The sequence below is a fragment of the Virgisporangium ochraceum genome, from assembly GCF_016863655.1.
GTDB classification, from domain to species: Bacteria; Actinomycetota; Actinomycetes; order Mycobacteriales; family Micromonosporaceae; genus Virgisporangium; species Virgisporangium ochraceum.
In genome coordinates this window covers 22433-35207 of sequence record NZ_BOPH01000133.1, presented here as the reverse complement: position 1 = coordinate 35207, position 12775 = coordinate 22433, and the positions used below count along the sequence as shown (strand labels likewise).

Below are 12775 nucleotides of genomic sequence, written 5' to 3'. Positions count from 1 at the left end.
ATTTTAGGTGAGGCCACAACTGCAAGATCGGCGGAGAGGGGGCGTCGTGGGTGCCGTGGACGGCGCCGACGTGTGTCGCTGAATGCGTTGCGCCATACGGCATCCCGGGAACCTGACACAGCGCTAGGACGGTTCGCGGCGCGAGAGGCTGTGTGCGGCCCGGACGACGGCGGTGCAGGCGTCTTCGACGTAGTCGACGCCCGCCTCCTCGGCCATCCGGCGGCCCTCTGCCGACACGATGCCCTGCTGCAGCCACACCGACCTGGCGCCGATCTCGATCGCCTGCCGCACGACGTCGGTGGCGTCGGCCGACGGCCGGAACACGTTCACCAGGTCGACCGGCTCCGGGATCTCGGCGAGCACCGGATAGCAGCGCTCACCCCAGATCTCGGTGGCGCTCGGGTTCACCGGAATCACCCGCCAGCCGTGCTTCAGCAGCTGGAACGGCACGGCGTGCGCCGCCTTCTCCGGATACCGGGAGGCGCCGACGACTGCGATGGTCAACGCGTCGCAGAGGATGTCGCGCGGGCTTCTCACGGGGGCAACATTACGCCGGGCGCCAGCGCGTGCAGCGCTTGCAGCGGAGCCGAGCGCGCGGTCAGGCGCCCGGCCGGATCGATGCCGTCCCTGCGGGCGTCAGCCTCCCGAGCAGTGCACGGGCGGCGGCGAGCACCAGCGGCCGCTCGTAGGTGAGTACGTACTCGAACCGGCGGTGCCGGTCGACGCCGGTGTCGCCGAGGTCGCGGGCCACCAGCGCGGCGCTGAAGTACGGCCCCACCACGAGCACGTTCCACTCGTGACGCAGCCGGTCGCCGCCGGCCAGTGCCGCGCCCCGCACCCCGGGCGCCGGCTCGGTGCCGAAGCCGGCGCCGAGCGCGGCCACGAACGGCACCTCCCGGGCCAGCGCCGAGTACCGGTACGCGGTGCGCGGCGTGAAGTGCGCCGCGTCCTGGAAGCAGGCCAGGATCACCGGTGGATCGGTGGTGTCGACGGCCTTCGACTCCAGGTAGCGGGTGGTGGTGAGCAGCGTCCGCTTGGAGGCGCGCGCCGCCGGCCGGCCGCCGGCGACGATCTCGAACGGCGTGGAGGCGGAGGCGGCGGCGTCGACCGGCGCGGGCAGTTGCAGGGGACGTGCGGGAGCAGGCCGGGCCACGTACGGCCGCGCCGGTGGCAGCTGCGCCGGCCGCCCGAGCAGCCAGCCCTGCCCGAGCGTCGCACCCATCGACCGGGCAAGGGCCAGGTGCGCCTCGCGCTCGATGCCCTCGGCCAGGATCAGCGCGCCGGTGCGCTCGGCGTGCGCCACGACCGCGTTGACCACCTGGGCGGTCTGCGGTGCGTCGGGGTTGTGGAGCAGCCGCAGGTCGAGCTTGACGATGTCGGGGTGCACGAACGGCATCAGCGCCAGCGAGGTCGGCTCGGCGCCGACGTCGTCGAGGGCGATGCCGTGACCGGCGGCCCGGTGCCCGGAGGTGGCCATCAGCAGCGCGGCCGGGTCGGCCGCGAGGTCGCGCTCGGTGAACTCCATGATCACGCGCTCGTGGGTGCGCACGAACGCGGGCAGCAGGTCGGGCGGGCACGGCTCGCGCAGCGTGCTCGGCTCGACGTTGACGAACAGCACCAGCTCCGGACTCAGCCCGGCGGCGACGGCACCCTGGTGGGCGCGCGCCCGGCAGACCCAGTCGAGCTCGCCGGCGCGCCCGATGGCCCGGGCGGCGGAGAACATCGCGACCGGGTCCTGCCAGCGCGAGCCGGCGGGACCGCGGCTGAGCGCCTCGTACCCGATGACCTCACGCGTGTCGAGCCGCACGATCGGCTGGAACGCGGTCCAGATCGCGCGGTCGTCGATGACCTGCGCGACGTCGGTGTACGCCCGCGGGGGGTCGATGACCCCGACATAGCCTTGCGGAGACGGCGGTGTCGACATGTTCTCCTACTCGGATAGCGGAGCCGGCTAGAGCAGGGATAACTGGGTGTGACTCGGGTGTGGATCGCCACCCGACGCGGCCGGCACCCGGGCGGCCCGGGGCGACTTCGGTTGCAGGCCGTGGCGGCGGGCCGCCCGGTGCACCCGCTCGGTGAGGTCCTTCTGGTAGGCCGACGCCAGATAGGAGCCCCGCTCGTACAGTTCCCGGTACCGGGGCAGCAGGTGCGGATGGTGCCGGCCGAGCCAGGCGAGGTACCACTCCCGCGCACCCGGGCGCAGGTGCAGGCCGAGCGGCGCGATGCTCGCCGCGCCGGCGCCCACGATGGCCCGGACGGTGGCGTCGACGTGCTCCTCGGTGTCGCTGAGCCCGGGCAGAACGGGCGCCATCAGCACGCTGACCTCGAAGCCGGCGTCGCTGAGGCGGGCGATCATGTCGAGCCGGCGACGCGGTGCCGGCGTGCCCGGCTCGACCGAGCGCCACAGCGCCTCGTCGACCGAGCCGACCGACACGGCGAGGCTGACGTCGGTGTCGCGCGCGGCCGACACGAGCAGGTCGAGGTCGCGCAGGAGCAGCGTGCCCTTGGTGAGGATCGAGAACGGGTTACCGAAGTCGCGCAGCGCCGCGAGGATGCCGGGCATGAGCCGGTAGCGGCCCTCGGCGCGCTGGTAGCAGTCGACGTTCGTGCCCATCGCGATGTGGGCGCCCGACCACTTCTTCGCGGCCAGTTCCCGCCGCACGAGCGCGGGCGCGTTGACCTTGACGACCACCTTGGAGTCGAAGTCGAGCCCGGCGTCGAGGTCGAGGTAGGTGTGGGTGTTGCGGGCGAAGCAGTAGACGCAAGCGTGACTGCAGCCCCGGTACGGGTTGATCGTGTACTCGAAGAACATGCGCGACGAGGCCGGCACCCGGTTGATGATCGTTTTGGCCTGTACCTCGTAGAAGGTCATGCCCCGGAACTCGGGCGTGTCGAACGTGCGGACCGTGGCCCCGGGAATGCCTCCGGGGAGGGCAAGCGCGAGCCTGCCCTCCCCGGAGTTGTCGCCGCTCGGGGGAGGGTCGAGCAGCAGTTGATCCCAACGCACCGCGATATTCGAACACGTGTGCGAAGGAGGTGCAAGTTACTTGTGCGAGTGCTCCTCGGCGTTCGCCTTGACCTCGTCCATGTCGAGCTCGCGGACCTGTTCGATCAGCGACTCGAGGGCCCGCTCGGGCAGCGCCCCGGCCTGCTGGAACACGACGACACCGTCGCGTACGGCCATCACCGTCGGGATCGACCTGATGTTGAACTCACCGGCGAGCAGCTGCTCGGCGTCGGTGTCGATCTTGCCGAAGGTGATGTCGGGGTGCTTCTCGGAGACGCGCTCGAAGATCGGCCCGAACTGGCGGCACGGCGGGCACCAGGTGGCCCAGAAGTCGAGGAGTGTGATCCCTTCACCGCCCGCGGTCTCAGCGAAGTTCTCGGCGGTAATGGTGACGGTTCCCATGAGGTTCTCCGATTCACTTGAAGCGTCATGGGCTCAAACGACCCGGACCGCCTCTAACATTCCCACGGTGCGCCGGCTCACTCCTGCCGTTGGGCACAATGGCGTGGTGAGCGCGACCTTCCTCTACGACGGCGACTGTTCGTTCTGCTCGTCGTGCGTCCGGTTCATCGAGCGGTACATCCCGTCGCCGGCGACGATCACGCCGTGGCAGTTCGCCGACCTCGGCGCGCTGGGCGTCACCGAGGAGGCCGCCTCCGAGGCGGTTCAGTGGGTCGAGCCGGGCCGTCCGGTGCTGGCCGGTCCGGTCGCGATCGCGCGCCTGCTGCGCACGAGCACCCGCCGCGTGTGGCGGCCGGCGGGCATGGTGCTGGCGCTGCGCCCGGTCACCTGGCTGGCGTGGCCGGTCTACCGCTGGGTCGCCCGCAACCGCCACCGTCTGCCCGGTGGCACGGCCGCCTGCGCGATCCGTCCGCCCGCCGCCGGCTGACGCCACCGCCTGACCCACTCGACCGGCCTGACCCGCTCCAGCGGCAGGAAGCTCGCCATCGCCACCTGGTGCGGCAGGAACGAGATCGTGATCGTCGCCATCACCATCACGTGGAACGCGTAGCAGGCCGCGACCGCCCGTAGCTGCCACTTGCGCGGCAGGAACAGGATCAGCGGGCTGAGCAGCTCGAACGCCATGATCCCGAACTGGCTGATGACCATCAGGTTGGGGATCTTCACGAGCTGGTCGGCCAGCACCGTGCCGCGGCGCACCACCGCGCGGGTCAGGGTGGCGCCGGTCAGCCAGGCGATGCCGCCGAACCGCAGCTTGGCCCACGCCGCCAGGAAGTACGTGGCGATCGCGCCGAACTGGGTCATGCGCAGGGCCCAGCCGCCGCGTTCGGTGAGCGTCGGGTCGCCGTGCCGGGCGCGGCCGGCGGTCGGCAGCACGGCCAGCGCGACGAGCAGGCCGAACCGGTCGTGGTCGACCTTGCCGTAGCTCATCGCGATGATCATCCACTCGAGGTAGAGCAGGAAGACCGGCCAGCCGAGCAGTCGGTGGGCGCGGCCGGTCGCGGCCGCCAGGGCCGCCGCCAGCAGGGTCCAGAAGATCGTCAGGACCAGGACGCGCGTGGGGACCGGCAGGTGCAGCACCCGCGCGAGGTACAGCGGCCGGTACAGGTCGCCGGGTACGCCGGCGTGCGCGCGCACCCAGCCGGTGAAGATCGTGATGTCGGCGGCCACGAACAGGTACACCAGCGTGCGGAAGGCGGCGATGCGGCCCTTCGGCACGGGCTCGGTGAGCCAGCGCGTCACGCGGTCCACTCGGCCACCGTCTCGTCGGTGAATCGCCCGGTCGGCCCGGACCGGCTGATCTCGTGGTGCCGGATCACCACCGCCACCCGGACGACCTTCGGCGCCGACGGGTTGTGGGCGCGGTACGCGTCGGCCAGGCCCGCGAGCGCCGCCGGTTCGCGCCGGAACCGGTCCAGTTGCCCTTCGACCTCGGCCCGACGGACGCCGCTGTTCCCCTCGGTGAGCACGATGGTGCGGCCCTCGACGTCGACGACCTCGGCGCGCGCGATCGAGATCGGCTCGCTCCACTCGTTGGTCGTGGCGAACATCCGGAACGGTCCGAACGGGAAGTGGTCGTCGGTGCCGAACAGGGTGCCGGCGAGCAGGAGGGCGACACCGAGCACCGTGATCACGATGCGTGTGGCGCGGCCGCGCGGAGACAGCGGCTCGCGCCCGGTTGCTGCCTCCGTGGGCGGTTCTCCGGGCGGTTCGGTGTCAATGGGGGCCTGGGTCATCGCGCGCACCCTATACCGCCCGTATGCGATCGGTGCGAATGCACGTGCACGCCGTTACGTAAAGTAGCTGCACGTGCATTTTCCGCGTCATTTGGGAGCGCTACCACACTCAGGAGCAGATCTCTGTTTGATAAATGTGACGCGCGTCTCTTCACGTACCGTGGATGAACCCCCAGAATACTTCCTAACAGAGCGTGGGTGGCGGGTGCCGGGGAGGGCCCCGCCGCTCATTGCGTCCGGGGTGTTTTGCTTTTGAGGCGCTGCCCCCCGAAGATCTGCCCCCATCGGGGGATAGCGGGCATATGCTCCACCTGGGAGGTCGCCATGTGGAGCCAGCCCACGCCTACCAACGCCGGACTCCGGCCGGGTTTCGCCGCGTCACTGGTGCCCGGAGACTGGGCGCTTCTGGTGCGCCTGCCCTCCCGAGTGCTCGCCGCGGTGCTGGCCGTACCGGTGGATCCGCCGCTCGTCAGCGCCGGGCTCGCCGGTCTGGCCACGATCGCGCAGGCGCGGGCGACGCCCGCCGGCCTGGTGCGGGAGGTCGCCACGGCGATCTTCGCCTCGGCCGAGCCGCCCGACGATCCCGGTTACCCCGTGCGCGACGAGTGCGTCCGGGCGGGCTTCGTGCTCGCCCAGCGGGTCCCCTCCGCCGACGCGGAGGCCTACCGGGCCTGGGTACGGCGCATCGGGGAGGCCGGGGTCGACCCGGTGCCGGGTGACCCGGTCTGCGCGTCCCAGATGGATCTTCTCGACGAGTGCCAGCGCGCCCTGGCCGCCTGAGCGGTGCCGGTTCTCCCGGCTAGTACCTTGCCTGCGTGGAAGCAGTGGAGGAACCCGAACTGCCGGTCGGCGTCGGCCCGTGGGAGGGTCCGTGGCCGGCCGATCCCCGCTTCGACCCGGACCTGCTGGCGCAGGGCGACCGGCGCAACGTCGTCGACCGGTACCGCTACTGGCGGCGCGACGCGATCGTGGCCGACCTCGACGGGCGCCGGCACGACTTCCACGTGGCGATCGAGAACTGGCAGCACGATCTCAACATCGGCACCGTCGTACGCACGGCCAACGCGTTCCTCGCGAAGGAGGTGCACATCGTCGGGCGGCGGCGCTGGAACCGGCGCGGTGCCATGGTGACCGACCGCTACCAGCACGTGCGGCACCACGGGACCGTCGAGGAGTTCGTCGGGTGGGCGGCCGGTGCCGGGCTGCCGGTGCTCGGAATCGACAACCTGCCGGGCTCCACACCGTTGGAGCGGCACGCGTTGCCGCGCAGGTGCGTGCTGCTCTTCGGCCAGGAGGGCCCCGGGCTGTCCGACGCGGCCCGCTCGGCGTGCGCGGCACTGTACTCGATCGCGCAGTACGGATCGACAAGATCGATCAACGCGGGCGTCGCCAGCGGGATCGCCATGCACGCCTGGATTCAGGCACACGCGGATCCGCCCGAATAGGTTGACTGCAGTGGCCCGGCAACGCACCGTAGTGGGATGGGCGTTTCGGTGAGCTGTCCACGATGCGGTGGCTCGGTGCGGCCGCCCGACATGATGCACACCGAATGGCGGTGTGACGTCGACGGCGCGGTGCTTCCGCTGCACGTGCCCGTGCACATCGGTCCCGAGATCGTCGACGCGGTCCGGGGGCGCATGTCGGCGACCGACAAGACCGCCCCGCTGTGGTGCCCGTGGCCGCTGCCTCCGGGTTGGACCGTCACCGGCGTCGCCTGGGTGGGCGACGAGCGTGACGGCGTCCGCGGCAGCGTGGTGGCCTGCAGCGGCCCGGCTCCGCTGCACGGCGGCCCGGCCGACCTGCTCATCGTGGCCGAGGAGCCCGGTGTGGGTCTCGGTACGCGGCTCGCCGGCATTCCCGGCCCCGATCCCGGTCCGTTCGTCGAGAGCGAGCTCAACGGCACGCCGCACGCCAAGGTGCGCGCCGCCGGGTGGCCGGCGTCGTTGTGGGCGGTGAAGTCGGCGGAGGACCGGTGCGCCCACGTCGGCGAGGCCAAGGGCTGCTGGCTGTACCTGATCGCCTGGCCGGCCGGTGCCGGCTATCTGCTCGCCGAGGATCTCACTCTGGTCGACCTCGTCGACACGCTGCCTGGCCAACTGGTGTACGGCGCGCCATCGCCGTATCTTCACGGTGCGGTGTAGACCCGTCGGATTAGGATCAACACGCCAGCGCGTTGTTGCGAGCACAATTCACCCAAAGGCGTCTGACTGATACGCTGAGTGTCCGCGGCGGTACATCCGTCAAGCCGTGGGGAGGGATGGGACCGGGGATGGTCAAGAAAATCCTCACCTGGGGCAGTATCGCGTTCCTGATCTTCTTCATCGCGTACCGGCCCGAGTCGGCCGCCCAGGTGGCCAAGTCGATCGGCAGCGGGCTGGCCGACCTCGCCGACGGCTTCACCAACTTCTTCACCAGCCTCGTCAGCTAGCGCCATGGCTGAGGGCTCGCGAGGAGGGGGCGAGGAACCGGGGTTCTTCGACCGCGACACCGAACCGATCCCGCGCGCTCGGTTCCAGGGCGAACGTGGCCGCCACGCCGCCGCCGACGAACCGTCCGGGCCAGCAGACCCACCGTCGGACCCGCCGCTGGACCGGCCGGCGCCGCGGGCCGACGCCGACTTCGATCCGGTCCACCCGCCGTCGGCCTCCGCCGAGGTGCCACCCGAGGCGGTCCGGCGCGACAAGCCGCGGCCGAGCCCCCGGCGCGGTGGCCGCACCGACGGTGACCTCGGGCCCGATCCGCTGATCGCGGCCGGTGAGCCGGTCAGCCCCGCGGTGGGCACCGCTCCGGCGTCCGCCGGCGGGTACCGGCGCGAGAGCCTGTCCTTCGACGACGAGCCGACGGCGTACCAGGACCTGCCCGACGACTTCGACGACCCCCGCTACGGCCGGCCGTCGCACGTCGACGGCTCCTTCGTGGTCGGCGAGCCGATCACCGAGGAGGAGCTCGGCGGGCTGCGCGGTGGCACGACGCCGCTGGTCACCAGCCGGCGCGTGGTGCCGCTGGAGGACGAGGCGAGCACGTTGGTGCAGCGCTACCTCTTCCCCACGGAGAAGTTCCGCGGGGAGTGGAAGCGGCACCCGATCCAGCTCGCGAAGGAGATCGGCATCGCGGCCGGCGTCACGATCGCCGTCGGCCTGCTGGCCGGCTACCTGGCGCGCATCAACGCGGCCGACGAGATCGCCGGCTTCCTCGTGCTCGGCTGGCTCGGCGTCATCATCTGGGCGGCGTGGAAGATCGTCGACTGGTGGTTCGACCGGTTCATCCTCACCAACAAGCGGGTGATGGTGGTCTCCGGCGTCATCACCCGGAATGTTGCGATGATGCCGCTACAGCGAGTCACCGACATGAAGTACGTCCAGAGCGCACTCGGCCGGGTGCTCAACTACGGCACGTTCGAGCTGGAGTCGGCCGGTCAGGACCAGGCGCTGCGCAGTATTCCGCACCTGCCCAGTCCCAATGAGCTCTACCTGCGCATCGTCGAGGAGATGTACGAGCCCGAGGCCGTCGAGGCCCGGCTCGCCGGTGCACAGGACGTCATCGACGACGGCACCTGAGTTCCCGCCACAATGCGTCACAACCAAACCCCCCACTTCGAGCGTCTTATGTATGGGCGTGCTCGTGTGGGGGAGGGAACGCGGTGCCAGACCGGACAGCAGACCGGATATCTGATCCAATCGATGAGCAGTTCCGTGAGTTCGTGTCCAACCGGTCGGCCGCGCTGTTGCGCACGGCGTACCTGTTGACCGGCGACTGGGCGAACGCCGAAGACCTGCTGCAGACCGCGCTCACCAAGACGTACCTGGCCTGGCGGCGCCTCGGCACGATCGACTCGGTCGAGCCGTACGCCCGGCGGGTGCTGGTCACCACCGCCACGAGCTGGTGGCGGCGGCGCTGGCACGGCGAGAAGCCCACCGGTTCGCTGCCCGAGACCAGCGGCCCCGACGGCGCCGACGAGCGCGCGGAGCGCGACCTGCTGTGGCAGTTCGTGCTCGGGCTGCCGCCGCGGCAGCGGGCGGTGCTCGTGCTGCGCTTCTACGAAGACCTCACCGAGGCCGAGACCGCGCGCCTGCTCGACATCTCCGTCGGCACGGTCAAGAGCCAGGGCGCCCGCGCGATCGCCACCCTGCGTCGGCGGCTGGCCGAAGAGGGCGTCGAGCCGGCGGCCAGCCGCCTCCAGATCGCCACCACCACGCTCGTACCCGGTCGCCGCGCCGCGGCGTCCGGCACCGCTGCGGGTTCCGGCGCGGCGGTGGGTTCCGGCGCGGCGGTGGCCGGTGCCGACGCGCTCAGCACCGTTCCGGGTGGTGCCGTGCGGTGACCGCCCTGGAAGACGCCCTCACCGCGGCGCTGCGCGAACACGCCCGCCAGCGGCTGCCCGACGTGGGCGACCTGGCCGAGCGTGTGATCGCGGCCGGCCGTGCCCAGCGGCGTCGGCGCGTGGGCGGCGGGCTGGCCGCGGCGCTGATGGTGTGCGCGGTCGTCACCGCGTCGCTGGTGGTCGTCGTCGGCGGTAACGGGCCGGCGCAGTACGGGTCCGGCACCAACCTCGCCGCCCCGCGCGACTACGTCGCGGTGTCGTCGCCGATGCCGCCGTCGAACTCCGACGTGCCGGTCGACTACGTCCAGTCGGGCTGGCTCTACCTGCGCAGCGGCCGATCGGTGCGGCTGCCGGCCGGCACCATCACGCAGGTGCAGCGCGCCGGCGACGGGTTCGTCGTGGTCGAGCAGAGCGGAGCCGACCAGGAGCGCGCCTGGTATGTCAACGAACGCACCGGTGCACCGGTGGTGGTGCTCGACCGGGTGCGGTCGGTGGCCGTCTCGGCCGATGGGTCGGGCCGGGTCGCCTGGCTCGACGGGTCGCGGATGTTCTACCAGGAGACCGTCGTGCCGATCGGCCGGGCGTCGACGAAGGCGCAGGCGGTCGCCACCGACGGGCCGGCGTCCGGTGGCCCGGTCGGGTTCGTCGGCGACGCGGTGCTGCTCGCCGATCTGGGGCCGTCCGGTCCCCAGCGGCACGACCTGTGGTTCCCCGACCGCGGTGACTACGTGCCGACGTGGGCCGCCTTCGTCGCCGTGTACGGGGTCCGGGCCAGCGCCGAGCTCGTCGTCGCCCGGCAGGACCGCAAGAGCGTGTGCCTGGCGTCGGTGCGGATGACCAACCTGACGCTCGACGACTCCGACTGCCACCGCGTCGACTGGTTGCCGATCCGGGGGTGGGTGTCGCCGTCCGGGCGGTGGCTGGTGGTGGCCGACCGGAAGCAGGCGCAGATGTTCGACCTGTTCGCCGACTGGCGAACCGGCGCGCAGGTGGCCTGGAGCGTCGACCGCGTCGGCCCCGAGGCGGCGTGGCTCGACCGCGACACCGTCGCGCTGCACACGTCGACGGGTGTCGTGGTGCTCTCGCCGTTCGCGAACGAGAAGGCCGTGGAGTACAAGGTTCCCGGGCTGTCGCTGATCGTGAGCCAGTAGCGTTGTCGGGTGCGCATCGATCTGCATACCCACTCGTCGGTCAGTGACGGCACGCTCACGCCGGCCGAGCTGGTGCGGGCCGCGGCCGACGCCGGGCTCGACGTCGTCGCGCTGACCGACCACGACAACACCGCGGGCTGGGCCCCGGCCGCCGAGGCGCTGCCGCCGGGGCTCACGCTGGTACGCGGGGCGGAGCTGTCCTGCCGCTGGTACGCGCCGGACCCGCCGATCTCGCTGCACCTGCTCGCCTACCTGTTCGACCCGGAGCACCCGGCCCTGTCCGCGGCGCTGGCCGGGGTGCGCGAGTCGCGGGAGACCCGGGCGAAGCGGATGGTCGACCTGCTCCGCGCCGACGGGATCGACGTGAGCTGGGACGAGATCGTGGCCGATGCCGCCGGGGGCAGCATCGGCCGGCCGCACCTCGCCCGGGCACTCATCCGGCTCGGGCTGGTGCCCACGGTGCGGGCGGCGTTCGAGTCGGAGTGGCTCGGCGAGCGCTACCGGGTCCCAAAGAAGGATCTTGATGTGTTCGAAGCGCTGGCGCTCGTGCGGGACGCCGGCGGGGCCGCGGTGTTCGCGCATCCGCGGGCGACCGTGCGCGGCCGCGTGGTTCCCGACGAGCTGATCGCGGACCTGGCGACGGCCGGGCTGGCCGGGCTGGAGGCCGACCACGACGATCATTCCCCGGCCGAGCGGGAGCACGTGCGGGGGCTGGCCAGCGACCTCGGGCTGCTCGTCACCGGATCGAGTGACTTCCACGGCTCGAACAAGACCGTGCGGCTGGGGGCCTGCACGACCGCGCCCGACCAGTACGAGCGGTTGGTGGCCTCAGTTCTGTCATAGGCGGGTGGCAGGATTGTCACGTGCAGCAACCAGGCCTCTTCGATGCCCCGCCGCGGCTGTTCACGTGCACGCCGAGCAAGCTCGGCTCCTACGAGGACTGTCCACGCCGGTACCGGTTCACATACGTCGATCGCCCGTCGCCGCCGAAGGGCCCGCCCTGGGCGCACAACTCCCTCGGCGCGAGTGTGCACACGGCGCTGAAGAACTGGTACGGCCTGCCCGCCCAGCGGCGCACGCCGGCGGCGCTGCCCGGGCTGCTGAAGGCCACCTGGGTCAGCGAGGGTTACCGCGACGGCGAACAGGAGCGGGACGCGTTCCGGCGGTCACTGGGTTGGCTCGAGACCTACCTCGCCGAGGCCGACCCGGCCGACGAGCCGGTCGGCGTCGAGCGCACGGTCGCCGCGCGCACGTCGGTGCTCGCCCTCTCCGGACGGGTCGACCGCATCGACCGCCGCGGCGACGAACTCGTGATCGTCGACTACAAGACCGGTCGCAGCGAGTCCACCAGCGACGACGCCCGCGGGTCCCGGGCGCTGGCCCTGTACGCGTACTCGGCCCAGCGCACCTTCCGGCGGGCCTGCACCCGGGTGGAGCTGCACCACCTCCCCACCGGCACGGTCGCCGCCCACGAGCACACCGAGGAGTCGTTGGCCCGGCACCTGCGCCGCGCCGAGGACACCGCCCACGACGTGATGTCCGCCGAGCGCGCCCGCACCGAGGGCCGCTCCGCCGACGAGGCCTTCCCGCCGGCACCCGGCCCCTTGTGTGGTTGGTGCGACTACCGGAAGGCGTGTCCGGAGGGCAGCGCGGCGGCCCCGGCGAAGGAACCCTGGTCAGCCCTGTCGGCCAGCTGATCCACGCGCCGCGGGTCTGCGGGGTCCGTGGCTGGGGCCGCGGGGCCGGTCGGTCCGTGTGCGCCGGTCGGTCCGCGTCCGCGTGCGGGTCCGCGCGCCCGTCGGTCCGCGTCCGCCTGAGGGCTCGCGGGTCCGTCGGTCGCGTGCGCCCGTGCGCCTGTCGGTCCGCGGGGCCGTCGGTCCGCGTGCGTCCGTGTCCGTCCGCGCTTGGCCGGTCCGCGGGGCCGTCCGTCCGTGTGCCCGTCCGCGTGTGCCCGTCCGCGTGTGCCCGTCGCGCGTGCCCGTCCGGCCGTCCGCCTCCTCGTGTGTGCCCGGCCGGCCGGCCGCGTCGATCTTGCAGTTGTGGCCGCCCTTTGGTGTGCTTCTGGTGGCTTTTGTCGGGGCCAGAACTGCAAGATCGG

16 protein-coding genes are annotated in these 12775 nt (G+C 72.0%); 10 read left to right on the top strand and 6 right to left on the bottom strand.

Annotation, left to right across the window (positions count from 1 at the left end):
* Positions 1-123: 123 nt before the first annotated feature.
* From Voc01_RS46360 to Voc01_RS46345, 4 genes are all read right to left on the bottom strand, one after another.
* Entirely contained in the window at positions 124-537 is a 414-nt protein-coding gene (locus Voc01_RS46360) for a CoA-binding protein (RefSeq protein ID WP_203934167.1), read from the bottom strand.
* A 61-nt stretch (positions 538-598) separates the two neighbouring features.
* Positions 599-1924: a sensor domain-containing phosphodiesterase gene (locus Voc01_RS46355; RefSeq protein WP_203934166.1), complete on the bottom strand. Its 1326-nt coding sequence runs from the start codon at positions 1922-1924 to the stop codon at positions 599-601.
* Positions 1925-1951: 27 nt separating this feature from the next.
* Entirely contained in the window at positions 1952-3007 is a 1056-nt protein-coding gene (locus Voc01_RS46350; RefSeq protein ID WP_203934165.1) for an Rv2578c family radical SAM protein, read from the bottom strand.
* A 36-nt stretch (positions 3008-3043) separates the two neighbouring features.
* Positions 3044-3409 carry a thioredoxin family protein gene (locus Voc01_RS46345; RefSeq protein WP_203934164.1) on the bottom strand — a complete coding sequence of 122 codons (366 nt, stop codon included), beginning with the start codon at positions 3407-3409 and terminating at the stop codon, positions 3044-3046.
* Between the two features lie 106 nt (positions 3410-3515).
* On the opposite strand from Voc01_RS46345, the gene Voc01_RS46340 reads away from it, so the two are divergent.
* The gene (locus Voc01_RS46340) at positions 3516-3896 is read left to right on the top strand and encodes a thiol-disulfide oxidoreductase DCC family protein (protein ID WP_307781620.1); all 381 of its coding nucleotides are present in this window, start codon (positions 3516-3518) and stop codon (positions 3894-3896) included.
* Here the strand turns inward: Voc01_RS46340 and Voc01_RS46335 are convergent.
* Both Voc01_RS46335 and Voc01_RS46330 read right to left on the bottom strand, forming a co-directional pair.
* Complete coding sequence (locus Voc01_RS46335; RefSeq protein WP_307781619.1) at positions 3815-4720, bottom strand: MFS transporter permease; 906 nt, start codon at positions 4718-4720, stop codon at positions 3815-3817. The two genes, Voc01_RS46340 and Voc01_RS46335, sit on opposite strands and share 82 nt — an antisense overlap.
* Entirely contained in the window at positions 4708-5205 is a 498-nt protein-coding gene (locus Voc01_RS46330; RefSeq protein WP_239160984.1) for a hypothetical protein, read from the bottom strand. Before Voc01_RS46330 ends, Voc01_RS46335 begins: the two co-directional genes overlap by 13 nt.
* A gap of 324 nt (positions 5206-5529) precedes the next feature.
* On the opposite strand from Voc01_RS46330, the gene Voc01_RS46325 reads away from it, so the two are divergent.
* The 9 genes from Voc01_RS46325 to Voc01_RS46285 all read left to right on the top strand — a co-directional run bounded on the left by Voc01_RS46325 (position 5530) and on the right by Voc01_RS46285 (position 12374).
* Positions 5530-5985: a hypothetical protein gene (locus Voc01_RS46325; RefSeq protein ID WP_203934162.1), complete on the top strand. Its 456-nt coding sequence runs from the start codon at positions 5530-5532 to the stop codon at positions 5983-5985.
* 44 nt (positions 5986-6029) lie between these two features.
* Complete coding sequence (locus Voc01_RS46320) at positions 6030-6650, top strand: TrmH family RNA methyltransferase (RefSeq protein ID WP_203934172.1); 621 nt, start codon at positions 6030-6032, stop codon at positions 6648-6650.
* Between the two features lie 36 nt (positions 6651-6686).
* Complete coding sequence (locus Voc01_RS46315; RefSeq protein WP_307781618.1) at positions 6687-7346, top strand: DUF6758 family protein; 660 nt, start codon at positions 6687-6689, stop codon at positions 7344-7346.
* Between the two features lie 128 nt (positions 7347-7474).
* Positions 7475-7633: a hypothetical protein gene (locus Voc01_RS46310; protein WP_203934161.1), complete on the top strand. Its 159-nt coding sequence runs from the start codon at positions 7475-7477 to the stop codon at positions 7631-7633.
* A 157-nt stretch (positions 7634-7790) separates the two neighbouring features.
* Entirely contained in the window at positions 7791-8762 is a 972-nt protein-coding gene (locus Voc01_RS46305; RefSeq protein ID WP_445009837.1) for a PH domain-containing protein, read from the top strand.
* A 143-nt stretch (positions 8763-8905) separates the two neighbouring features.
* On the top strand, positions 8906-9526 hold the full coding sequence (locus Voc01_RS46300; RefSeq protein ID WP_239160983.1) for a SigE family RNA polymerase sigma factor: 621 nt from the start codon (positions 8906-8908) through the stop codon (positions 9524-9526).
* A complete protein-coding gene (locus Voc01_RS46295; protein WP_203934159.1) occupies positions 9523-10677 on the top strand; it encodes a hypothetical protein in 1155 nt (384 codons plus the stop codon). Before Voc01_RS46300 ends, Voc01_RS46295 begins: the two co-directional genes overlap by 4 nt.
* Before the next feature lie 9 nt (positions 10678-10686).
* Positions 10687-11520, top strand: a complete 834-nt coding sequence (locus Voc01_RS46290; RefSeq protein WP_203934158.1) for a PHP domain-containing protein — start codon at positions 10687-10689, stop codon at positions 11518-11520.
* Between the two features lie 20 nt (positions 11521-11540).
* Positions 11541-12374, top strand: coding sequence for a RecB family exonuclease (locus Voc01_RS46285; protein WP_239160982.1), 834 nt, complete (start codon positions 11541-11543; stop codon positions 12372-12374).
* Positions 12375-12775 lie beyond the last annotated feature (401 nt).